This window comes from Pseudoxanthomonas sp. 134C1 (assembly GCF_057773065.1).
In genome coordinates, this window is the sequence record NZ_JBYMTH010000012.1 from 97,554 (window position 1) to 119,855 (window position 22,302).

Annotated in this window: 16 protein-coding genes; 5 read left to right on the plus strand and 11 right to left on the minus strand. The window is 67.3% G+C overall.

The window, feature by feature from the left end; genetic code table 11:
* Nucleotide 1: 1 nt before the first annotated feature.
* The 3 genes from AC3DEZ_RS18500 to AC3DEZ_RS18510 are packed head-to-tail and all read right to left on the minus strand — an operon-like array spanning nt 2 to nt 4,912.
* Nucleotides 2-2,809 (minus strand): AAA family ATPase, encoded by a 2,808-nt coding sequence (locus tag AC3DEZ_RS18500; RefSeq protein WP_488389544.1) that lies wholly within the window; start codon nt 2,807-2,809, stop codon nt 2-4.
* The gene (locus AC3DEZ_RS18505) at nt 2,802-3,569 is read right to left on the minus strand and encodes a hypothetical protein (RefSeq protein WP_488389545.1); all 768 of its coding nucleotides are present in this window, start codon (nt 3,567-3,569) and stop codon (nt 2,802-2,804) included. The genes AC3DEZ_RS18500 and AC3DEZ_RS18505 overlap by 8 nt, the downstream gene beginning before the upstream one ends.
* Nucleotides 3,566-4,912: a hypothetical protein gene (locus tag AC3DEZ_RS18510; RefSeq protein ID WP_488389546.1), complete on the minus strand. Its 1,347-nt coding sequence runs from the start codon at nt 4,910-4,912 to the stop codon at nt 3,566-3,568. Before AC3DEZ_RS18510 ends, AC3DEZ_RS18505 begins: the two co-directional genes overlap by 4 nt.
* A 180-nt stretch (nt 4,913-5,092) precedes the next feature.
* Between AC3DEZ_RS18510 and AC3DEZ_RS18515 the strand changes: the two genes are divergently transcribed.
* The 3 genes from AC3DEZ_RS18515 to AC3DEZ_RS18525 all read left to right on the plus strand — a co-directional run bounded on the left by AC3DEZ_RS18515 (nt 5,093) and on the right by AC3DEZ_RS18525 (nt 8,835).
* Nucleotides 5,093-7,141, plus strand: a complete 2,049-nt coding sequence (locus tag AC3DEZ_RS18515; RefSeq protein WP_488389547.1) for an FAD-dependent oxidoreductase — start codon at nt 5,093-5,095, stop codon at nt 7,139-7,141.
* Nucleotides 7,142-7,614: 473 nt separating this feature from the next.
* Nucleotides 7,615-8,079: a cell wall hydrolase gene (locus tag AC3DEZ_RS18520; RefSeq protein WP_454570174.1), complete on the plus strand. Its 465-nt coding sequence runs from the start codon at nt 7,615-7,617 to the stop codon at nt 8,077-8,079.
* Nucleotides 8,080-8,223: 144 nt separating this feature from the next.
* Nucleotides 8,224-8,835: a glutathione S-transferase N-terminal domain-containing protein gene (locus AC3DEZ_RS18525; protein WP_488389548.1), complete on the plus strand. Its 612-nt coding sequence runs from the start codon at nt 8,224-8,226 to the stop codon at nt 8,833-8,835.
* A 67-nt stretch (nt 8,836-8,902) separates the two neighbouring features.
* On the opposite strand, the gene prpF is transcribed toward AC3DEZ_RS18525, so the two are convergent.
* The 5 genes from prpF to prpB form a co-directional block, all read right to left on the minus strand.
* Entirely contained in the window at nt 8,903-10,096 is a 1,194-nt protein-coding gene (prpF, locus tag AC3DEZ_RS18530; RefSeq protein ID WP_488389549.1) for a 2-methylaconitate cis-trans isomerase PrpF, read from the minus strand.
* An 18-nt stretch (nt 10,097-10,114) separates the two neighbouring features.
* Entirely contained in the window at nt 10,115-10,573 is a 459-nt protein-coding gene (locus tag AC3DEZ_RS18535; RefSeq protein ID WP_488389550.1) for an SRPBCC family protein, read from the minus strand.
* Between the two features lie 55 nt (nt 10,574-10,628).
* Nucleotides 10,629-13,238, minus strand: coding sequence for a Fe/S-dependent 2-methylisocitrate dehydratase AcnD (gene acnD / locus AC3DEZ_RS18540; protein ID WP_488389551.1), 2,610 nt, complete (start codon nt 13,236-13,238; stop codon nt 10,629-10,631).
* A gap of 99 nt (nt 13,239-13,337) precedes the next feature.
* Nucleotides 13,338-14,492, minus strand: coding sequence for a bifunctional 2-methylcitrate synthase/citrate synthase (gene prpC, locus AC3DEZ_RS18545; protein ID WP_488389552.1), 1,155 nt, complete (start codon nt 14,490-14,492; stop codon nt 13,338-13,340).
* Between the two features lie 90 nt (nt 14,493-14,582).
* Nucleotides 14,583-15,470 carry a methylisocitrate lyase gene (prpB, locus tag AC3DEZ_RS18550; protein WP_488389553.1) on the minus strand — a complete coding sequence of 296 codons (888 nt, stop codon included), beginning with the start codon at nt 15,468-15,470 and terminating at the stop codon, nt 14,583-14,585.
* Nucleotides 15,471-15,614: 144 nt separating this feature from the next.
* Here prpB and AC3DEZ_RS18555 point away from each other — a divergent pair, with 144 nt between their 5' ends.
* Nucleotides 15,615-16,832: a citrate synthase family protein gene (locus tag AC3DEZ_RS18555; RefSeq protein WP_488389554.1), complete on the plus strand. Its 1,218-nt coding sequence runs from the start codon at nt 15,615-15,617 to the stop codon at nt 16,830-16,832.
* A gap of 12 nt (nt 16,833-16,844) precedes the next feature.
* Here AC3DEZ_RS18555 and prpE read toward each other — a convergent pair whose 3' ends face one another.
* Nucleotides 16,845-18,746 carry a propionate--CoA ligase gene (gene prpE, locus AC3DEZ_RS18560; RefSeq protein WP_488389555.1) on the minus strand — a complete coding sequence of 634 codons (1,902 nt, stop codon included), beginning with the start codon at nt 18,744-18,746 and terminating at the stop codon, nt 16,845-16,847.
* A gap of 192 nt (nt 18,747-18,938) precedes the next feature.
* On the opposite strand from prpE, the gene AC3DEZ_RS18565 reads away from it, so the two are divergent.
* Complete coding sequence (locus tag AC3DEZ_RS18565; RefSeq protein WP_488389556.1) at nt 18,939-20,390, plus strand: hypothetical protein; 1,452 nt, start codon at nt 18,939-18,941, stop codon at nt 20,388-20,390.
* On the opposite strand, the gene AC3DEZ_RS18570 is transcribed toward AC3DEZ_RS18565, so the two are convergent.
* Nucleotides 20,326-21,270 (minus strand): glycosyltransferase, encoded by a 945-nt coding sequence (locus AC3DEZ_RS18570; RefSeq protein WP_447103082.1) that lies wholly within the window; start codon nt 21,268-21,270, stop codon nt 20,326-20,328. The two genes, AC3DEZ_RS18565 and AC3DEZ_RS18570, sit on opposite strands and share 65 nt — an antisense overlap.
* A 21-nt stretch (nt 21,271-21,291) precedes the next feature.
* Nucleotides 21,292-22,278, minus strand: coding sequence for a malate dehydrogenase (locus AC3DEZ_RS18575; protein ID WP_488389557.1), 987 nt, complete (start codon nt 22,276-22,278; stop codon nt 21,292-21,294).
* Between the last annotated feature and the right edge of the window lie 24 nt (nt 22,279-22,302).

Genomic DNA, 22,302 nt, shown 5'->3' on the forward strand with positions numbered 1-22,302 from the left:
GTCAGGCCGCCGCCGCGTCCTGCCCGCGATCACGTTTGAGCACCGCCACCGGCTCGGCCCAACTGCTGCCGGCGCGCCGCTTGCTGGTCGCCAGCACCAGATCCGACGGTTCGAACACATTGACGTTGTGCGTGATCGGCGTGGTCAGGATGTACTGGGCATCGGTCGAGCGCAGGAAGCGGCCGACCTTCTCGATGTTCGCCACGTCCAGGTGAGCGAACGGTTCGTCGATGAAGACGAATCCACCCGGCTGTTCCTCGTCGCGCAGCAGCGCCACCAGCAGCAGCAACGACTTCATCACCTGCTGGCCACCGGACGCCTCGCCGTCGTCCAGGCCGATCCAGCCCTTGCGGTCGAAATCGAAGCGCACGGTAAGGCCCGCCTGCGCCAGCGCGGTGTCCTCGTTGACCAGTTCCGGCATTTCAACGTCGACGCCGATGCCGGACAGTTCGCCCAGCGCGACCAGGTTCTTGCGGTAGCGACGGACGGTGGCGCGCAGCACGTTGATGTAAGCGCCGCGCGCCTCCTCGGTGAGCTTGCGCGCTCGGTGCAGGTGCGTCTCGCGCTTGCCGATGGCCGCTTCCAGTCCCGCGTGATCGGCGGCGAACTTGTCTCGCAGGGCGACGCAGCCGTCGTCCTCCACATAGGCGCCGCGCGCCAGCCGCTCGTCGATGCGCTCGACCTCGCGACGCACCGCGTTGGCACTTTCGTATTCGTCGCGCGCGGCCCGCAATGCCGCCACGCCGCGCCATTCCACCGGCATCTGCGCGCGGCGGCGGCGGAAATCGACAATCCGCTGGACCAGCGCCATCCGCTCCTGCGCGATCTGCTGCTCGCGCTCGCGCAGCTCGTTCGCCAGCGCCTTGAGTTCCCCCGCCCGGCTGGCGGCGGCGATGCTCTCGGCCTTGTCCTCGGCGGCCAGGCGATCGAGCTCGGTGCGCACGTCCATCAATGCGGTGGCCGCCAGCTGCGCGGCCTCGGCCAGTTCCGGCAGGCGCTCGGCGGCATCGGCGAACTCGGCCGCGCGCGTCACCAGTTCGTTGCCCGCGCCCAGTCCGAGCAGGCGCGTCTGGCTGGCGTCGACCTGCTGGCCCAATCCGCTCAGTTCTTCCTCGCGCGCGTGCGCGCGCTGCTGGATGGCCGTCAGTTCCGCGCGTAGATCGGCCAGTTGCGCCTGGCGGGCGCCCGCGCCGAAGTGATGCGCGTTGCCGCCGATATGGCGGCCGCCGCGCTGTTCGCGCAGATAGCCCTTGGCGGTAATCCAGTCCTGGCCCTTGGGCAGGCGGTGGCCGGCCTGCACGTCTTCCACGCGCTGGATGCGATCCAGCTGGCGCGGCAGCCACGCCGGCGGATCATCGAGAAAGCGCACCACTTCCAGCAGCGAGCCGCGGGTCGGCTTGTCGGCCGGGGCGCGATCGGCGACCAGGAAATGGCGGTACTGCATCTGTTCGCCCAGCTGCCACGCCGCGGCGGCATCCTTCGGTGCATCCAGCACCAGCAGATGGCGATAGGGCGCCAGCACCGCTTCCACCGCGATCGCCCAGTCCGGATCCGCGATTTCGACCAGTTCGGTCAGCACCTTGTGGCCGATGCCCCTGGCGTCCAGCGCCGCGCGGAAGTCGCGTTCGAACGGCTCGGTGACCCGGCCACCACCGCTGAGCGCGGCGACCTGGGCGGTGATCTCGGCGGCGCGCTGGCGATCGCGCTGTCCTTCCAGTTTCAGTTCGGCCTGGCGCCGGCGGCCTTCCTCGACCTCGCGGCTCAGCGCCTTGACGTCGGCGCCCTTGCGTCCGCCCTGCAAACGATCCAGATCGTCTCGGCGCTTGACCAGCATTTCCGCGTCACGTGCATGGTCGCGGGCGTGGGTGAAGACCGATTCGGCCTCGGTCTGGCGCGCGCGCACCTCGGCCAGCGCCTGCTGCAAAGTGGTGCGCTGCGCCTGCGCGCCACCTTCCTGCGCCAGCAACGCGGCATGCGCATGCCCGCGTTCGCGCAGCGCGCGGCGCAGGCCGGTCAGGCGCGGTCGCGCGCCGTCGAGTGTGGCGCGCAGATCCGCCAGTTCCACCTTCGGCACGATCTCGGTATGCAGGCGGTTGCGCTGCGACCGCAGCGACAAGCCGTCCTCGAACGAGCGCACGTCGGCGCGCGAGGACTCCAGCCGCAGATGGAGTTCGGCCAGGCCCTGCTGGAGTTGGCCGATTTCCTTTTCCACATCGAACTGTTCGCTGCGCGCGCGCTGGTAGTCGTCCAGCACCGCCTTGTCCTCGAACACGTCGAACACCAGCTGCAGCAACTCGCGTGGCGAAAGCTGGCAGAGCTTGTCGGTGGCGCCCTGTTCCAGGGTCAGCACGCGACAGATGGCGCGGCTCAGGCCGGCGCCGGCCAGACGCACCCGGTAGTCACGCACGCCGAGCCATTCGCCGCCCTGTTCCAGCGTCTCGATCGGCACGTCGCCGGGCAGGATCTGGTAGTCACGCGACCAATCGCCGCCACGCTTGCGCACCCGGCAGGCAATCGTGACCTGCTCATCCATGTGCGGGAAGAACGCACGCTTGCCGCGCCGGTCGGCGGGATTGCTGACCACCGCGCGCAGCCATGCATAGGGCTTGCCGTTGTGGCGCAGGTAGGTCTTGTAGTCGCGCGCCATGTCGCGGTCGTCGATCGCCAGCAGCGTGCGCAGCGCGTCCAGCAGGGTGGTCTTGCCGGACCCGTTGGGGCCGACGACGGTGATGATGGAAGCGTCCAGCGGCAGCGTGTAGCGCTGCCAGTAATCCCAATGGACGACCTCCAGCTGACGGAACTCAAACATCGGCCTGCACCTCTTCGTCCTGCACGTTCTCGTCCTGCATGTCTTCGCCCAGTGCGTCTTCACCCAGCATGTTCTCGTGCGCGCCCATGTCCGCTTCCTCGCCACGTTCACGGGCGGCGGCCTGCGACTGGCGCGCTTCCTCGATGACCTGCGACAGCGCGCCGTCCATCACCCGGCTCGCGATGCGCTCGTAGTCGAAGGCCAGATCCAGCAACGGTCCTTCATGGATGCGTTCGCGGCGGCGGACGATGAAGCCCTGCCGCTGCAGCGCGCCCAGGTTCATCTGCAGGCGTCCCTTGCCGCCCAGCTTGTCGCTGAAGTCGGCCAGCAAAGTACGTTCGTTGAGCGGATCGAGCACGTCCGCGCCCACCGGCACCGGCTTGAGCTCGGCGAACATCTGTTCCTGTTCCTGCGCGCGTTCGCCTTCCTGGCGGGCGATCTGGCGCTGGCGCTTGGGCAGCACCAGCAGCGCCCACAACACCACCAGCAACGCCAGCGCATCGCGGCCCAGCGACAGGTTGCTGGCCGCCCACGCCTCGGCGTTGCCGAACACCTCGTTCTCCTGCGCGCGCGCCACGCCCACCGCGACATGCGCGGCGTAGGGATGTTCGAGCAGGCGCAGGCCGGCGGCGGCAAGACGGCGATCGAGATCGTCGCGCAATTCGGCGTCGACCAGGACCTGGCGCACGGCGCGGTCCTCGCGCGGCAGCCAGCGCTCGGCCAGCAGCCGTGCGATCAGGGAAGCGATGGGGTCACTCATGCGGTCTGGGTCTTCCGTTTCTTCGGTTTGTCTTGCTTGTCTTGCTTGCGAGTGGCGACGGGGGCGGCCGGCGTCGGCGCGGATTGCGGCAGCAACCGGCCGCGGCTCATGTAGGCCACGCCGGCGCGCTGCACGTCCTCGAACACCGGTTCGACCCGCCACTGCATCGGCAACTGCGCCAGCGAGGCGCTCACGCCCTGCCGGTTCTCCGCGCCGGCGTCGCCGATCAGGCCGAGCAGCGACAGCCGGTACGCACTGAGCGCGAAGCTCTCCTGCGGAACCCAGTCGGCCAGCGGCGCTTCCTGGTCGAGGCCGCTGAGCTGATCCAGCCATTGCTCGGCGTGGGCGTAGTCGTTCTGCGCGACCGGGGCCTGGGTGTCGCTGGGCGCCTGCTGCGCCGGCGGCAGCGCGGTGCTTTCCTGGCCTTCGCGTTCGCGCTCGACCAGTTCGTACTCGGCCACGTCCAGCGCGATCGGCCCGAGCACGAAGGCCGGCATCGGCGTGCGCACCAGCACGTCGTCGGCCAGTGCGGCCAGCGCATCGATGTCGCGGGCGCGCAGGAAGCGATTGACGTCCGAGGAGGACAGGCCGCTCGCGCCCAGGTGCACGCGATGGCGATCCAGCTGGTTCAGCGCGCGCTGGAACACCGACGCCTGGCGCAGCAGCGCGCTCTGCGCGCGGCCGATCTGCTGGGCCACCCGATGGGTCGCGGTATCCAGATCGCCATCGGCGGCGATGTCGCGGATCAATTCGGTGCCCTTCTCCACCCATTGCCATACCGACTGCAGGGTATCGGCGGCGCGCTGGATGCGGTGTTCCGAACCGCTGATCACGGCCTGATCGAAGTCCTCGCGCAATTCGTTCAACCGCGACAACAGATGCTGCAGATCGTCGGCGCCGACCCGCCCGACCGCCTGGCCCGCGGCCAGTTGCGCGGTGACATAGGCCAGTTCGTCGCCTTCGCGGTTGAACTGCAGCAGCATGCCGATCGCCGCCAGCGCCTGGCGCCCGACCGGACTGATGCGGTAGCGCTGGCTGTGTGCCTCCCACAGCAGCAGGCCGTTCTCGCGCAGGCGTCCCAGCACGGTGTCGAACTTGACCGGATCCAGGTACGCGAACTGATCGCGCAACTCCTGCGGGGTCCAGTCCGGCGCCTGCCCGCGTTCGCCGATCGTGCGCAGTACCAGCAGGCGCACCATGACGTTCTCCTCGCCCCCGTGGAACAGGGTCGAGAAGGCCCGCAGTTGATCGCGGGCGGCGAGCAGGGGGTGGAGGTCCGGCAGATCCGCGGCGGCGATGCCGTCGCGCAGGTAGTCGTGCAGGGGAGGTGTTGCGGCGTCCATGACGTCCCGAAAGCCTTGGTCCCCTATGGTCCCCGAGCCGGACGGACGGGACAACTCTTGCCAAGCGGGCGCGTTCTGTGCCGTGCTACCGTCCACGCCGCCGCGCCCCGCCAGCACTTGCGCCAACGTCCCGGCCGGGGCATCGTGTCGTCTCCATACGCTAGCGTATCCATCGCCCGCATGCCGTCCAGCGCCGCCGCCACTCCCGCCCCCGCCGGGCACTATCCGCATCTGTTCACCCCGCTGGACCTGGGATTCACCCGGGTCCGCAACCGCATCCTGATGGGTTCGATGCATACCGGCCTGGAGGATCGCGCCCGCGACTTCCCGCGGCTGGCGGCCTACTTCGCCGAGCGCGCCGCCGGCGGCGTGGGCCTGATGGTGACCGGCGGCTTCTCGCCCAACCTGGTGGGCTGGCTGAAGCCGTTCGGCGGCAAGTTGTCCTGGCCGTGGGAAGTGCGCCCGCACAAGTTCGTCACCCGGGCCGCGCACGAGCACGGCGCGCTGATCTGCCTGCAGCTGCTGCATGCCGGCCGTTACGCCTACCACCCGCTCTCGGTGGCGCCGTCGAAGCTGAAAGCGCCGATCAATCCGTTCACGCCGCGGGCGATGTCCGCGCGCGCCGTGCAGTCGCAGATCAACGCCTATGCTGCCGCCGCCCGGCGTGCCCGCGACGCGGGCTACGACGGTGTCGAGGTGATGGGTTCGGAAGGCTATCTGATCAACGAGTTCACCGCGCCGCGTACCAATCGCCGCAACGATGCCTGGGGTGGCACGCCGGAGAAGCGCATGCGCTTCGCGGTCGAGATCGTCCGCCGCGTCCGCGAGGCCTGCGGACCCGACTTCATCATCATTTACCGGCTGTCGCTGCTGGACCTGGTGGAGGACGGCAACCAGTGGGACGAGATCGTCGCCCAGGCGCGGGCGGTGGAGGCAGCCGGCGCGACGATCATCAATTCCGGCATCGGCTGGCACGAAGCGCGGGTGCCGACCATCGTCACCTCGGTACCGCGCGCGGCCTTCGTCGATGTCACCGCCAAGCTCAAGCCGCACGTGTCGGTGCCGCTGGTGGCGACCAATCGCATCAACATGCCGGAGGTGGCCGAAGGCATCCTCGCGGCCGGCAAGGCCGACATGGTGTCGCTGGCGCGGCCGCTGCTGGCCGATCCGCAATGGCCGGAAAAGGCGCGCGCCGGTCGCGCCCACGCCATCAACACCTGCATCGCCTGCAATCAGGCCTGCCTGGATCACGTGTTCGAGAACAAGACCGCCAGTTGCCTGGTCAATCCGCGCGCCTGCGCCGAAACCGAACTGACCTATCCAAAGACCTTCGCCGCCAAGCACGTCGCCGTGGTCGGGGCCGGGCCGGCCGGCCTGGCCTGCGCGACCGTGGCCGCCGAACGCGGGCACCGGGTCACCCTGTTCGACGCCGAAGCGGAGATCGGCGGGCAGTTCAATTTCGCCAAGCGGATTCCCGGCAAGGAAGAATTCCACGAGACCCTGCGCTACTTCCGCCACCGGCTGGGGGAAACCGGCGTCGATCTGAAGCTCTCCACGCATGCGGACGCGGCGCTGCTGGCCGGCTTCGATGAAGTGGTGCTGGCGACCGGCATCACCCCGCGCAGGGTCGATTTCCCCGGCGCCGACCATCCCAAGGTGGTCAGCTATGCCGATGTGCTGTCCGGCCGGGTCACCGTCGGCACCCGCGCGGCGCTGATCGGTGCCGGCGGCATCGGTTTCGACGTGGCCGAGTTCCTGGTCCAGGAAGGCCCCTCGCCCAGCCTGGATCCGGCGCGCTGGATGGCCGAGTGGGGCGTGGACGCGACCTTCGAGGGCCGCGGCAGCCTGGCCCGCCCGCAGCCCGAGCCGCCGGCCCGCGAGGTCTGGCTGCTCCAGCGCAGCGCCGGCAAGCCGGGCGCGCGGCTGGGCAAGACCAGCGGCTGGGTTCATCGGGCGACGCTCAAGGCCAGGCAGGTGAAGATGCTGGGCGGGGTCGAGTACCTGGGCGTGGATGACGCCGGACTGCGCATCCGCGTGGACGGTGCCGAACAGGTGCTGCCGGTGGATCACGTGGTCATCTGCGCCGGCCAGGAACCGCGTCGGGACCTGCAGGCGGCGTTGCTGGCCGCCGGCCGCACCCCGCATCTGATCGGCGGCGCCGACGTGGCCGCCGAACTCGACGCCAAGCGCGCCATCGCCCAGGGCAGCCGGCTGGCCGCGACACTCTGAAGTCGCTGCAAGCCGCCGAAACGACGGACGGCGAGGCCCGCGGCCCGCCGCGCATGATGACGGCCATCACAAAATCATGCGCGCGAGCCGCGCCCCACAGGCTCCAATGCGCGGGTTTCCCCGCGCTTTTCCGCGTGTTTTCGATCCGACCAGGCGGTCCGGCAACACCGCTGCGAAGCCGCCTCGACCTTGACGCGGTTTTCACCAACAAGCATTTCCAATCAAATACTTAGTAGAGCTGTCAACCCGGCGTGTTCAGGGCGGGTTCCGTTTTTCGCCCGTACCTTGCGCCAACTTTTTCGGCCCGCCCCCCAGTTCCGGCAGGCCGCCCCGGCGCCCTCATCCATTCAGCCGGGACCCCGGGCAGCCCGTGTGAAGGCTGCCTCCCCATGACGCCCTGCCGCGTCCCTCCCCCGCCACTTCCAATGGATCGGAATGGCCGGGACCCGGCAAAGACGGAGCAAGGAGTTCCCATGAAACTGGCCTGGATTCTCTGGCTGTCGCAGATGTTGCCGCAGCCGGCCGCCGATTCGTTGTGCCTGAGTACCACCGTATACCTGGAAGCCCGCGACCAGACCCTGCGCGGCCAGCAAGCCGTCGCCGAGGTCGCCCTGCGCCGCCGCGACAGCGGCCTGTGGGGTGATTCGGTCTGTGAAGTGGTGACCGCCCGCAAGCAGTTCGCCCCGACCATCGTCGCCCCCGGCACCCGCCTGCAGAACGCGGACGCCTGGGCCAAGTCGGTCAACGTGGCCCTGAACGCCGAGCGCAACTGGGCCCTGCCACCCGGCCAGCGCAAGGAAATCGTGCCCGGCGCCAGCCACTTCATGGCCCACCAGATCGCCAACCCGAGCTGGCGCAACGCCTACCGCGTGGCCACCATCGGCGATCACACGTTCCTGCGCGTGCAGTCGCTCAAGCCGCAGCCGCCGCGCTCGTAAATCCCCGAGCGCCGGCCGCCGGCGCGATTCCCCGCATTCCGGCAAGCGGGCCGTCCGTGACGGTCCGTTACACCGGCGACCTTGTGGACTCCGGGCGGGTCTGGGAGAGTTCCCGGATCGCTTTTTTGTACCAGGAGTCCACCCATGAAGCTGTACAGCAAGCCCGGCGCCTGTTCCACCGCCGACCATATCGCCCTGCAATGGACCGGCCAGCCCTTCGAAGTGAAGGTGATGACCGCCGCGGAGATGAAGGCGCCGGAGTACCTGGCGATCAATCCGACCGGCGCGGTACCGGCCATCGTCGACGGCGACTTCGTCCTGACCCAGAACGCCGCGATCATGGGTTACATCGCCGACAGCTTCCCGCAGGCCGGACTCGGCGGCGACGGTTCTCCGCAGCAGCGCGCTGAAGCGGCGCGCTGGCTGTCCTTCGTCAACTCGGATGTGCATCCGGCGTTCACGCCGCTGTTCGCGCCGGGCAAGTTCATCGCCGACGAATCCGAATTCGATGCCATCAAGGCCGCCGCGCGCAAGCGCCTGCGCGGCCTGTTCGAAAGCGCCAACCAGCGGCTGGAAGGTCGTCTGTGGCTGGCGGGTTTCCGCAGCTTCGCCGATCCCTACCTCTACATCACCCTGCGTTGGGCGGGCAATGTCGGCGTGGATCTCGCGGGTCTCGACAATCTGGCGGCGTTCCGCCAGCGGATGGAGGCCGATCCGGGCGTGCAGGCCGCGCTCAAGGCCGAAGGCCTGCACTGAAACAGACAAAAGGGCGGGCCAAGGCCCGCCCTTTTGTTTTCCGGATACCCGAGAGGCCTGTCCCCGATCAGAACGTGCCGCCGGGAACGCGCACCCAACCTTCCATCAGGATGCGGGCGCTGCGGCTCATGATGGCCTTGGCGACCTTCCATTCGCCATTTTCCCGCGTCGCCTCCGCGCCCACCCGCAAGGTGCCCGAGGGATGGCCGAAGCGCACCCCGCTGCGTTCGCCGCCGCCGGCGGCGAGATTGACCAGGGTGCCCGGCACCGCCGCGGCGGTGCCGATGGCGACCGCGGCCGTGCCCATCATCGCGTGGTGCAGCTTGCCCATCGACATCGCGCGCACCAGCAGATCGACATCGCCCGCGGCCACCCGCTTGCCGCTGGAAGTGACGTAGTCCTTCGCCGGCGCCACGAACGCCACCTTCGGCGTGTGCTGGCGGCGCGCGGCCTCCGACACATCGCCCATCAGCCCCATCCGCACCGCGCCGTGCGCGCGGATGGTCTCGAACATCGCGAGCGCCTCCGGATCGCCATTGATGGCGTCCTGCAGTTCCGCACCCGTGTAGCCGATGTCGGCGGCATTGACGAAGATGGTCGGGATGCCGGCATTGATCAGCGTGGCCGGAAAGGTACCGACACCCGGCACCTCCAGTTCATCGACCCGATTGCCGGTCGGAAACATCGCGCCACCGCCCTCGCCTTCACCCTCGTCGGCCGGATCGAGGAACTCCAGTTGCACCTCCGCCGCCGGGAAGGTCACGCCATCCAGTTCGAAATCACCGGTTTCCTGCACCTCGCCATCGGTGATAGGCACATGCGCCACGATGGTCTTGCCGATGTTCGACTGCCAGATGCGCACCGTGCAGATGCCGTCCTGCGGGATGCGCACGGCATCGATCAACCCGCCCGCGATCGCGAACGATCCCACCGCCGCCGACAGGTTGCCGCAATTGCCGCTCCAGTCGACGAAGGTGCTGTCGATGGACACCTGGCCGAACAGGTAATCGACATCGTGATCCGGCCGCTCGCTCTTCGCCAGGATCACCGTCTTGCTGGTGCTGGAAGTCGCTCCGCCCATGCCGTCGATCTGCTTGCCATAGGGATCCGGGCTGCCGATCACCCGCAGCATCAGCGCATCGCGCGCCGCGCCCGGTACGCGCGCGGGCTCGGGCAGATCCTGCAGGCGGAAGAACACGCCCTTGCTGGTGCCCCCGCGCATGTAGGTGGCTGGGATTCGGATCTGGAGCGCGTGCGGCATGGACGTCTCGATGTTCGGTCAGGGGTTGTCGGGAATCTGGGGTTCGACCACGTTGGCCAGCAGGGTCAACGACTCCTGCCAGCCGAGGTAGCAGAACTCCACGGGAATCATCGCGGGAATGCCTTCCTGGACGATGCTTATCTCGGTGCCGCAGGCCACCGCCTTGAGCGACATGCTGACCTGCATGGTGCCCGGCAGTGCCGGGTTTTCGAATTGATCGTCGTAGCGGATGCGCTCACCCGGCACCAGTTCGCGATAGGTGCCGCCGAAGGCATGGCTGGAGCCGGTGCCGAAGTTGGTGAACGACATCCGGTAGGTACCGCCGACCACCGGGTCGATGTGGTGGACCTTGCCGGTGAAGCCATGCGGCGGCAGCCACTTCACCATCGCCTCCGGATCCAGGAATGCGCGGTAGACGCGCTCGGGTGGCGCGCGCAGGACGCGGTGCAGGCGGACGGTTCCGGTCTCGTTCGACATGGTCATGGCCTCGGGGATGGTCCGCCCAATCTAGCGCGGTTGACGCAAGACGGCGTCACGCCGCCTGCGCCGACTCCAGGAAGTCCTGGGCGAAGCGCTGCAGCACGCCGCCGGCCTCGTAGATCGAGACTTCCTCGTCGCTGTCCAGGCGGCAGGTCACCGGTACCTCGATGCGCTCGCCATCGCGGCGATGGATCACCAGGGTCAGCGTCGCGCGCGGACGGCGCTCGCCGATCACGTCGAAGGTCTCGGTGCCGTCGATGCCCAGGGTCAGCCGGGTGGCGCCGGGCTGGAACTCCAGCGGCAACACGCCCATGCCGATCAGGTTGGTGCGATGGATACGCTCGAAACCCTCGGCGACAATCGCCTCGACGCCCGCCAGGCGCACGCCCTTGGCCGCCCAGTCGCGCGACGAGCCCTGTCCGTAGTCGGCGCCGGCGATGATGATCAACGGCTGCTTGCGCTCCATGTAGGTCTCGATGGCCTCCCACATGCGCATCACCTTGCCCTCCGGCTCGACCCGCGCCAGCGAGCCCTGCTTCACGCCCCCGTCAGGGCTGCGCACCATCTCGTTGAACAGCTTCGGATTGGCGAATGTCGCGCGCTGCGCGGTGAGGTGATCGCCGCGATGGGTGGCGTAGGAATTGAAGTCCTCTTCCGGCAGGCCCATCTTTGCCAGGTACTCGCCCGCCGCGCTGTTCAGCAGGATCGCATTGGAGGGCGACAGGTGATCGGTGGTGATGTTGTCCGGCAGCACCGCCAGCGGGCGCATGCCGCGCAGGGTGCGCTCGCCGGCCAGCGCGCCTTCCCAGTAGGGAGGACGGCGGATGTAGGTGCTCATCGGACGCCAGTCGTACAGCGGGCTCACCCGCTCGCCGTTTTCCACCCGCACGTTGAACATGGGGTTGTAGACCCGGCGGAACTGCTCCGGCTTTACCGCCGCGCGCACCACCGCGTCGATTTCCGCGTCGCTCGGCCAGATGTCTTTCAGGCGGATCTCGCGTCCCTGGTACACGCCCAGCACGTCCTTTTCGATATCGAAGCGGATGGTGCCGGCGATCGCGTAGGCCACCACCAGCGGCGGCGAGGCAAGGAAGGCCTGCTTGGCGTAGGGATGGATGCGTCCGTCGAAGTTGCGGTTGCCCGAGAGCACCGCCGTCGCATACAGATCGCGATCGATGATTTCCTGCTGGATCGCCGGATCCAGCGCGCCGGACATGCCGTTGCAGGTGGTGCAGGCGAAGGCGACGATGCCGAAGCCCAGCTTCTCCAGTTCGGGCGTCAACCCGGCTTCGTCCAGGTACAGCGCGACCGCCTTGGATCCGGGCGCCAGCGAGGACTTCACCCACGGCTTGCGCGCCAGGCCCGCGCGGTTGGCGTTGCGCGCCAGCAACGCGGCGGCGATGACATTGCGCGGATTGCTGGTGTTGGTGCAGCTGGTGATGGCCGCGATGATCACCGCGCCATCCGGCATCAGGCCCTGCACCTCCTGCGCCCGCGCCTGCTCCAGGCCCACCGCGATGCCGCGCTCGGCCAGATCGGCGGTCGCCACCCGCGCATGCGGATTGGACGGGCCGGCCATGTTGCGCACCACGCTGGACAGATCGAAACGCAGGACGCGCTCGTACTCGGCGTCCTTCAGGCTGTCGGCCCACAGGCCGGCGGCCTTCGCGTAGGTTTCGACCAGCCTGACCTGCGCTTCATCGCGGCCGGTCAGGGTGAGGTAGTCGATGGTCTGCGCATCGATGAAGAACATCGCCGCGGTGGCGCCGTACTCCGGCGCCATGTTGGAAATGGTCGCGCGATCACCCAGCGTCAGCGCCGCGGCGCCTTCGCCGCGGAATTCCAGATAGGCGCCCACGACCTTCTGTTTGCGCAGGAACTCGGTCAGCGCCAGCACCACGTCGGTGGCGGTGATGCCCGGCTGCGGCCGCCCGCTCAGCTCGACGCCCACGATATCGGGCAGGCGCATCCACGACGCGCGCCCCAGCATCACGTTCTCCGCTTCCAGTCCGCCGACGCCGATGGCGATCACGCCAAGCGCGTCGACGTGCGGCGTATGGCTGTCGGTGCCGACGCAGGTATCGGGGAAAGCCACGCCATCGCGCACCTGGATCACCGGCGACATCTTCTCCAGATTGATCTGGTGCATGATACCGTTGCCCGGCGGAATCACATCGACGTTGCGGAACGCCTGCTTGGTCCAGTCGATGAAGTGGAAGCGATCCTCGTTGCGGCGATCCTCGATGGCGCGGTTCCTGGCGAACGCATCCGGATCGTAGCCGCCGCATTCCACCGCCAGCGAGTGATCCACGATCAGCTGCACCGGCACCACCGGATTGACCTTGGCCGGATCCCCGCCCTTGTCGGCGATGGCGTCACGCAGGCCGGCCAGGTCGACCAGAGCGGTCTGGCCGAGGATGTCGTGGCAGACCACGCGCGCCGGGAACCACGGAAAATCCAGATCGCGGCGGCGTTCGATCAACTGCTTGAGCGAATCGACCAGGGTTGCGGGCTCGCAGCGGCGTACCAGGTTTTCCGCCAGTACACGCGAGGTGTACGGCAGCCGGTCGTAGGCGCCGGGCGAGATCGCATCGACCGCGGCGCGCGCGTCGAAGTAGTCCAGTGAGGTGCCCGGCAGGGCTTTGCGGTATTCGATGTTCATGGCTTCGCGTCGGCGTGGCTTTGCGGCGGTCGGAATTTCGGGCCATCGATGGGCGCCCTCGCCTGCCTCCTGCGGAAGCAAACGGGGCGCCCCGTGGCGTCAACGCTGGTCGATCGGTACGAACGCCAGGTTCTCGGGGCCGGTGTAGTTGGCGCTGGGACGGATGATCTTGCCGTCGATGCGCTGCTCGATCACGTGCGCGCTCCATCCGCTGGTGCGGGCGATCACGAACAGCGGGGTGAACATCGCGGTCGGCACGCCCATCATGTGGTAGCTCACCGCGCTGAACCAGTCCAGGTTGGGGAACATCTTCTTGATGTCCCACATGACCGCTTCCAGGCGCTCGGCGATGGCATACATCTTGGTGCTCTGCTGTTCCTCGGACAGATCCCTGGCCACCTGCTTGATCACGTCGTTGCGCGGATCGCCGACGGTATAGACCGGGTGGCCGAAGCCGATGACCACTTCCTTGCGCTCGACCCGTGCCTTGATGTCGGCCTCGGCCTCGTCCGGCGTCTCGTAGCGCTTCTGCACCTCGAACGCGACCTCGTTGGCGCCGCCATGCTTGGGCCCGCGCAGCGCGCCGATGGCGCCGGTGATGCACGAATGCATGTCGCTGCCGGTGCCGGCGATGACACGCGCGGTGAAGGTCGAGGCGTTGAACTCGTGCTCGGCGTACAGGATCAGCGAGGTGTGCATCGCGCGTACCCACGAGTCGCGCGGCTTCTCGCCGTGCAGCAGGTGCAGGAAGTGGCCGCCGATCGAGTCGTCGTCGGTCTCCACGTCGATGCGCTTGCCGTTGTGGCTGTAGTGGTACCAGTACAGCAGCATCGAACCCAGCGAGGCCATCAGCTTGTCGGCGATGTCGCGCGCGCCCGGATGGTTGTGGTCGTCCTTCTCCGGCGAGACGCAGCCGAGCACCGAGACACCGGTGCGCATCACGTCCATCGGATGCGCCGATGGCGGCAGTTGTTCCAGCGCGGTCTTGACCGAGGCGGGAATGCCTCGCAGCGACTTCAGCTTGGCCTTGTAGCCGGCCAGTTCGGCACGGTTGGGCAGCTTGCCGTGGACCAGCAGGCAGGCGACTTCCTCGAATTCGCTGGTGGTGGCGATGTCGAGGATGTCGTAACCGCGGTAATGCAGATCGTTGCCGCTGCGGCCGACCGTGCACAGCGCGGTGTTGCCGGCGGCGGTGCCGCTCAGGGCGACGGATTTCTTCGGCTTGAAGCCGGTGACTGGGGTGGGTTCACTCATTGCTGCCTCCCGATGGTTTGGCGGTGCGGGCGGAATCTGTCCGCCACGCTGGAATGACCGGGAACGGAATCGCCCGTCCTCCGGGTGATGTCAGGCGTCGCCCTTCTTCGCGAACAGGGCGTCGAGTTTGTCTTCGTAGGCGTGGTAGCCCAGGTAGTCGTACAGATCCGCGCGCGACTGCAGGGTATCGATGATGTTCTTCTGGGTGCCCTCGCGGCGCACGGTTTCGTAGAAGTTCAGCGCCGCCTTGTTCATGGCGCGATAGGCGCCGCAGCAATACAGGGCGATGTCCACGCCGGCGGTACGCAGTTCGTCGACGGTGAAGAACGGAGTGGAACCGAACTCGGTCAGGTTGGCCAGGATCGGTACTTTCACCGCATCCTTGAAGCGACGGTAATCGTCCAGCGTTTTCATCGCTTCCGGGAAGATCATGTCCGCGCCGGCCTCGACGTAGGCGACCGCGCGTTCGATCGCCGAATCGATACCCTCGACGGCGGCGGCGTCGGTGCGCGCCATGATCACGAAGCCGTCGTCGCCACGCGCGTCCACCGCGGCCTTGACCCGATCGACCATTTCCTCCTTCGGCACCACTTCCTTGCCGGGACGATGGCCGCAGCGCTTCTGGCCGACCTGGTCCTCCATGTGTACGGCGGCCACGCCGACGCGCTCGAACGAACGGATGGTGCGCGCGATGTTGAACGCGCCGCCCCACCCGGTGTCGATGTCGACCAGCAGCGGCAGGCCGGTGGCGTCGACGATGCGGCGCGCGTCGGTCAGGACGTCTTCCATCGTGCTGATGCCCAAATCGGGCATGCCCAGCGAGTTGGCGGCCACACCGCCACCGGACAGGTACAGCGCCTTGTAGCCGACGCGGCGGGCCATCAGGCCGGCGTAGGCGGTGATGGCGCCCATCACCTGCAGCGGGGATTCCTCGGCGATCGCGGCTCGGAAGCGCGCGCCGGCGGATGCGTTGCTCATGCATGTCTCCTGCGGAAGCGGATGGCACCCGTTCCTCGGCGGAGCGGGCCGGGGGTGCACGAAGGGTACGCGCACCGGCGGCGCACAATCTGGCACCATCACTCGGGTTGATCAATCTTGATCACATCAATCAATCTATTGGCCATGGACACCGATCTGCTCTCCGCCCAGGACACCTGCCGCCTGCTCGGCATCAGCCAGGCCACCTTGTACGCCTACGTCAGCCGCGGCCTGATCGAATCGCGGCCCGGCCCCGATCATCGCAGCCGGCTGTACCTGCGCCGGGACGTGGACCGGCTGGCCCAGCGCAAGCGCGCCGGCCGCGGCGCCGCCCGTGGCGCGGCGCAGAGCCTGGATCGCGGGCTGCCGGTGCTGGAGACCCGGATCTCGCTGATCCGGCCGGAAGGCCCTTACTACCGCGGGCGTTCGGCGGTCGCCGCGGTGCGCGACGGCGCCACCCTGGAGGACGCGGCGCGGCTGCTATGGGACTGCGGCGACCAGGATCCGTTTGCGGCGTCGCTGGAAACACGCTGGCCCCCGCACGTCGCCCCCATCGCCGGCGACGCCGGCCTGCCGCCGCTGGCGCGCGCGATGTCGGCGATTCCGCTGCTGGCGCTGGACGTGCGCCAGCCCGTGGGCGCCACCGCCCTGGTCCGCCACGAAATCGCGGCCACCCTGCTGCGTCACAACGCCGCGTTGCTGGTGGCGCGTCCGCCATCCGCGGGGCCGGTCCATCGGTTGCTGGCGGAAACGTGGAAACCCGGCGATGAAGGCTTCGCCGATATCGTGCGCGCGGCGCTGGTGTTGTGTGCCGAACACGAACTCAATGTCTCCGCATTCGCCGCGCGCGTGGTCGCCTCGACCGGCGCGCACCTGCACGCCACCGTCTGCAGCGGCCTGGCGGCGCTGTCCGGCCCGCGTCATGGCGGTGCCACCGCGCGCGCCTATTCGCTGATAGAAGCCGCCTGCTCGGCGGACTCGCCGCGCGATTTCATCGCCGCGCGCTGGCAGCAGGGCGAGGATCTGCCCGGCTTCGGCCATGCGCTGTATCCGCACGGCGATCCCCGCGCCACCGAACTGCTGGCATACCTGCGCCACCGGCATGCCGATACGCCGGTGATGCGGCGGATGGAAGCGGTGATCAGCGCCACCGAGGACATCAACGGGCTGCGCCCCAACGTCGATTTCACCCTCGCGGCCATCTGCCACGCCAATGCCCTGCCCGCCGCACCAGCGCTGGTGATGTTCGCGGCGGCACGGCTGGCCGGCTGGCTCGCGCATGCACTGGAACAGCAGGCGCAGGGGCGACTGATCCGCCCCCGCGCCAGTTACGCGGGCGTGCCGCCGCCACCGGCGGAGTGAAGTGAACCGGCATCAGCTGCCGGCTTCCGGCCCGCGCTGCAGCGCCTTCTTCACTTCCTCCAGCGCGTTCGGGTCATCCAGCGTGGACAGATCACCGGGATCCGCGCCCTGCGCCAGCGCCTGCAGCGAACGCCGCAACAGCTTGCCGGAACGCGTCTTGGGCAATGCATTGACGATGTAGACGCGCGCGGGTCGCGCCACCGCGCCCAGGCTCTGCTCCACGGTGCGGCGCATGCCTTCCGCGGCGTGCACGCGCGCATGCGGTTCCTCGGTCGCCTGCCGCAGCGTCGCGAACACCACCGGCACCTGCCCCTTCAATTCATCGCTGACACCGATCACCGCGGCTTCGGCCACGGCGGGGAAACCGGAGACCGATTCCTCGATCTCGCGTGTGCCCAGGCGATGGCCGGCGACGTTGATCACGTCGTCGGTGCGACCGAGGATGAAGGTGTAGCCCTGCTCGTCGCGGATGGCCCAGTCCAGCGAGCTGTACAGCAGTTCCTTGAAGTGGCTGAAGTAGCTGGACAGAAAGCGGGCATCATCGTTCCAGATGGTGGTCATGCAGCCCGGTGGCAGCGGCGGCTGCATGACCAGCACGCCCTTCTCGCCGGGTCCGACTTCCGCGCCCGTCCCTTCGTCGATCACCTTCATGCGATAGCCGAGATTGGGGAAACCTGGCGACCCGAACCTCACCGGCTTCATGTCCAGGCCCGGCAACAGCGTCAGCGCGGGCCAGCCGGTCTCGGTCTGCCAATAATTGTCGATGACCGGCTTGCCCAGCGCGTCGTTGATCCAGTGCGCCGTCGGCTCGTCCAGCGGTTCGCCGGCCAGGAACAGGTATTCCAGCTTCGACAGATCATGCCGGCGGATGAAATCGACGTCATGCTTCTTCAACACGCGGATCGCGGTCGGCGAAGAGAACATGGTGCGTACGCCGTACTTCTCGCACAGCGACCACCAGATGCCGGCGTCCGGATGGAATGGCAGGCCCTCGTACAGCAGTGACGTGGCGCCCACGATCAGCGGTCCATACACGTTGTACGAATGGCCGACCGCCCAGCCCACGTCGGAGGTGGAGAACATCACCTGCCCCGGCGCGACGTCGAACACGGTGCGCATCGACAGCGCCAGCGCGACCGCGTAACCGCCGACGTCACGCTGCACGCCCTTGGGCTTGCCGGTGGTGCCGGAGGTGTACAGCAGATAGCTGGGCTCGTTGGATTCCAGCCACGTCACGTCCACCCGCGCGTCGCCGACCGCCGCGCGCAGCGTCGCGTAGTCCTCGTCGCGTCCGGCCACTTTCGGCTCGGCCGGATCCAGCCCGCGCGACACGATCAGTAGTTTCGGTGGTGGCGTGTTGGATTTGGCGCAGGCCTCGTCGACCAGCGGCTTGTACGGAATGACCTTGCCGCCGCGCATGCCGGCGTCGGCGGTGATCAGCAATTTGGGTTGGGCATCATCGATGCGCAGCGCCAGGTTGTGCGCGGCGAAACCGCCGAACACCACCGAGTGGATCGCACCGATGCGCGCGCAGGCGAGCATCGCGAACACCGCCTCGGCCATGTTCGGCATGTAGATGACCACCCGGTCGCCATGGCCCACACCCAGGCGCAGGAGAATGGCGGCGAAGGCATTCACCTCGCGATGCAGCTCGCGATAGGTGATCTCGCGGGTCGTCCCGGTTTCGGTGGACACGGCCACCAGCGCCAACTGATCCGCGCGCGCTTCGATGTGGCGATCAACGGCGTTGTAGCAGAGATTGGTCCGGCCGCCGACGAACCAGCGCCGGAACGGCGGCCGCGAATAGTCGAGCACCTGCTGCGGCGGCACATGCCAATGGATGGCCCGCGCCTCCTCGCCCCAGAAGGCTTCCGGTTCGTCGATCGACCGGCGATAGACCTCTTCGTACCCCATGCGGCAGTCTCCTGTCCCGTTGCACGCAGCATAGTCCCGCGGACGCCGTCCCACCTTCCGACTTTGGTCAAACGCGCGGCAGGCGCGTTCCCTCGCCCGGAGCCCCGCAGTACTTTCCGGGAGCATTCAAGCCAGCCGGCTGCCTGTCGCCCGTCGATGGCGGTCCGCATGTGAAAACGGCAGAATGTGAAGATGAGCGTTCCATTGTCCACACACCTGTTCACGCACCTTCGCCACCACAGGGAATGGCTTGCGGCCATAGTCCTGGTACTACTGATCAAGGCTGGCTGGCTTCTTGCCGACCATACCTTGCGCCTCTACATGGGCGACTCGATGGTCTATCTGCAGACCGGCGCCTGGCTAAGCCCGAGTCCGGGTCGTTCATTCCTGTATGGCGTATTGCTGCATTTTTCAGCCATCCCCCTGCATTCGCCCATCGCGATCCTCATGCTGCACGCCGCCCTGTCCGCAACCACGGCGCTGCTCCTTTTCCATTTTCTGCGCCATGTACTCACGCTGCGCCTCTGGATATCCCTGTTTGCCACTGCGCTCTATGCAGCCGAGCCCGCGCAGATCTTCTTCGAGCGGATGGTCATGGCGGAAACGGCAGGACAATTCGCGCTGATCGCAACCGTCTTGGCACTCTCCCGTTTCCTTGCGTGCGGAAAGCTGCGCTGGTACGTGGCCAGCTGCCTGCTCGGACTTCTGGCCGCGAACTTCCGTACCAGTTTGCTGCCTGTGGTACTCGGCCTTGGCCTGACGGTCCCTTGGGTCAGGTATTGGTTGGTCGATATCGACAAGGCATGGCGCCAGCGATTGGGGGCCGTTGCCCTCGCAGTCGGCGCGCTCGCCGCGTCTCACGTGGCATACACCCAGGCCTATGGCGTAGCCTTCAAATGCCCGCCCGGATACCTGGCGCTCACCGGCATGATGCGGATCGGCCTGGTGGCCCCCCTCATTCAACCCGAGCATTTCAAGGGAACGGGAGTCTCGGGAGATATCCTCAAGCAGGTGGAGTTGCCGTTGTCGGATCACTGGCAGCGCGGCAACCACATCTGGTCCAGCAAAGGCCTTTGGCACCAACTGGAAACAAGTACTCCTCAGCCCGAGCTCGTCGCCCGCACGATCACGCGTCGGGCCATGCTTTCCAATCCACTCGGCCTGCTGAAGATCAATCTGGAAACTTTGGACGGCTATTTCGACAAGGACCGTGTCTACTGGCGGATGCAGGACGACATCGGCGTGATCGCTCCCGATGAACGCGCACTCGAACTCGTGAAAGAATGGCTTGGATGGGATGCTCGGGGAATCAGTTCTCTGGAGACCCCTGCACGCCGCTACTTCACGGCATCATATCCATGGCTGGTGTTCTGCCTGTTTGGGCTTTTCCCCGTTGCGCTGCTTGCGCTCATCGCCGGCTGGCGAAAGCCGCAACGCCCCCAAGTCGTCCTGCTCGCGCTGGCATCCATGGGCTTGGTAACTTCCCATCTGCTGTTCGCCCACATCGTGTCCTTCCGTTACATTCAACCATTGCCATGGTTCATGCTCGCGAACATGGCGATCCTGATTGATGCGGTGGTCAATCTCCGGCGTCGAGTTGCTCCATTGCTGGAGACGGCCAGCGCAGGTAGGCCAATGCCTTGAGTTCGCGACGACCGCGAGTCACTGCATCGAGCACGAGTCCCGCGACCATGGCCAGCATGGACACCACGGCCAATGCGGTCACGAGGATGGCGGTTGGAATGCGCGGCACCAGCCCCGTATCCAGGTAAGTCAGAAGCAATGGCACCCCCAGCAGGAACCCAAGCAACGCCGTGAACAGGCTGAGCATGCCGTAGAAGGCGATGGGTCGTTCCGTGCTGAACAGCTTCAACATCGTCCGCATGATGCGGAACCCGTCACGCCACGTACTCAGCTTGCTAACGGACCCTTCCGGCCGCTCCTTGTAGGGCGTAGCGACTTCACCGATCGACATGTGCAGTTCAAGTGCATGGACCGTCAATTCGGTTTCAATCTCGAATCCACCGGATTGCGCCGGGAAGCTTTTCACGAACCGACGCGAGAACGCGCGATATCCCGACAGGATGTCCCGGCATGGCCGCCCGAACAACCAGCCCAGGAATCCGGTCAGCAAGCGGTTCCCGAATACGTGCCCGGCCCGATAGGCCAGGGTACCCGTTGCTTCGCGCACGCCTACCACCATGTCGTGGCCATCCCGCAGGCGTTCAATCAAGCGGGGAGCGCAGGCAGCCGAATAGGTATCGTCGCCGTCCACCAACACGTAGATATCGGCATCGACGTCCGCGAAAAGACGGCGAACGACGTGCCCCTTGCCACGCAGCCTGACATGACCGACACGGGCGCCCGCCGCTCTTGCCCGTTCCGCGGTGTCATCCTCCGAATCGTTGTCGAAGACATGCACCACTGCCTCCGGAAGCGCTTTCCGGAAGTCGGCCACCACCCGCTCGATCGTGATGGCTTCGTTGTAACACGGCACGAGTACTGCGATGCGGGGGTGGCCCATGTTTCTTCCTTGGGTGGTGACTCAGCCCAGCAGGTGCGCCACGCCGGCGCGCTCTTCTTCCAGTTCGGCCAGCGTCTTGTCCATGGCGACGCGGCTGAACGCGTCGACTTCCAGACCTTCCACGCGGGTGTATTCGCCGTTCGCGGTGATCACCGGCACACCGTAGATCACGCCTTCCGGGATGCCGTAGCTGCCGTCGGACGGCACGCCCATGGTCACCCACTTGCCGTTGCTGCCCAGCACCCAGTCGCGGATGTGATCGATGGCGGCGTTGGCGGCGGATGCGGCCGAGGACAGGCCACGCGCTTCGATGATGGCGGCGCCACGCTTGCCGACCTGCGGAATGAACGCGTTGGCGTTCCAGTCGGCATCGTTGATCTTGTCCTTCAGCGACACGCCATTGGCGGTGGCGAAGCGGTAGTCGGGATACATGGTCGGGCTGTGGTTGCCCCACACCACCAGCTTCTCGATGTCGCCCACGGCCACACCGGCCTTGTTGGCGAGCTGGCTCAGCGCACGGTTGTGATCCAGGCGCAGCATCGCGGTGAAGTTCTTCGCCGGCAGGTCCGGCGCCGACTTCATGGCGATGTAGGCATTGGTGTTGGCCGGGTTGCCGACCACCAGCACCTTGACGTCGCGGCTGGCGACCTTGTTCAGCGCGGCGCCCTGGGCGGTGAAGATCTTGGCGTTCTCCAGCAGCAGGTCCTTGCGCTCCATGCCCGGGCCGCGCGGACGCGCGCCGACCAGCAGGGCCACGTCGGCATCCTTGAACGCCACTTCCGGATCATCGGTGCCGACCATGCCGGCCAGCAGCGGGAATGCGCAGTCTTCCAGTTCCATCATCACGCCCTTCAGCGCGGCCTGGGCCTTGTCGATCGGCAGCTCCAGCAGTTGCAGGATGACCGGCTGATCCTTGCCGAGCATTTCGCCGGAAGCGATGCGGAACAGGAGGGCGTAGCCGATCTGGCCGGCGGCGCCGGTGACTGCAACACGGACGGGGGTCTTCATGGGGTTGTCTCCGAGGGAAGGGAA

Excerpts from the sequence above, each read along its gene's own strand:
- AC3DEZ_RS18500 (WP_488389544.1), bottom strand. The coding sequence starts at position 2,809 with ATGTTTGAGTTCCGTCAGCTGGAGGTCGTCCATTGGGATTACTGGCAG.
- AC3DEZ_RS18505 (WP_488389545.1), bottom strand. The coding sequence starts at position 3,569 with ATGAGTGACCCCATCGCTTCCCTGATCGCACGGCTGCTGGCCGAGCGC.
- AC3DEZ_RS18510 (WP_488389546.1), bottom strand. The coding sequence starts at position 4,912 with ATGGACGCCGCAACACCTCCCCTGCACGACTACCTGCGCGACGGCATC.
- AC3DEZ_RS18515 (WP_488389547.1), top strand. The coding sequence starts at position 5,093 with ATGCCGTCCAGCGCCGCCGCCACTCCCGCCCCCGCCGGGCACTATCCG.
- AC3DEZ_RS18520 (WP_454570174.1), top strand. The coding sequence starts at position 7,615 with ATGAAACTGGCCTGGATTCTCTGGCTGTCGCAGATGTTGCCGCAGCCG.
- AC3DEZ_RS18525 (WP_488389548.1), top strand. The coding sequence starts at position 8,224 with ATGAAGCTGTACAGCAAGCCCGGCGCCTGTTCCACCGCCGACCATATC.
- prpF (WP_488389549.1), bottom strand. The coding sequence starts at position 10,096 with ATGCCGCACGCGCTCCAGATCCGAATCCCAGCCACCTACATGCGCGGG.
- AC3DEZ_RS18535 (WP_488389550.1), bottom strand. The coding sequence starts at position 10,573 with ATGTCGAACGAGACCGGAACCGTCCGCCTGCACCGCGTCCTGCGCGCG.
- acnD (WP_488389551.1), bottom strand. The coding sequence starts at position 13,238 with ATGAACATCGAATACCGCAAAGCCCTGCCGGGCACCTCACTGGACTAC.
- prpC (WP_488389552.1), bottom strand. The coding sequence starts at position 14,492 with ATGAGTGAACCCACCCCAGTCACCGGCTTCAAGCCGAAGAAATCCGTC.
- prpB (WP_488389553.1), bottom strand. The coding sequence starts at position 15,470 with ATGAGCAACGCATCCGCCGGCGCGCGCTTCCGAGCCGCGATCGCCGAG.
- AC3DEZ_RS18555 (WP_488389554.1), top strand. The coding sequence starts at position 15,615 with ATGGACACCGATCTGCTCTCCGCCCAGGACACCTGCCGCCTGCTCGGC.
- prpE (WP_488389555.1), bottom strand. The coding sequence starts at position 18,746 with ATGGGGTACGAAGAGGTCTATCGCCGGTCGATCGACGAACCGGAAGCC.
- AC3DEZ_RS18565 (WP_488389556.1), top strand. The coding sequence starts at position 18,939 with ATGAGCGTTCCATTGTCCACACACCTGTTCACGCACCTTCGCCACCAC.
- AC3DEZ_RS18570 (WP_447103082.1), bottom strand. The coding sequence starts at position 21,270 with ATGGGCCACCCCCGCATCGCAGTACTCGTGCCGTGTTACAACGAAGCC.
- AC3DEZ_RS18575 (WP_488389557.1), bottom strand. The coding sequence starts at position 22,278 with ATGAAGACCCCCGTCCGTGTTGCAGTCACCGGCGCCGCCGGCCAGATC.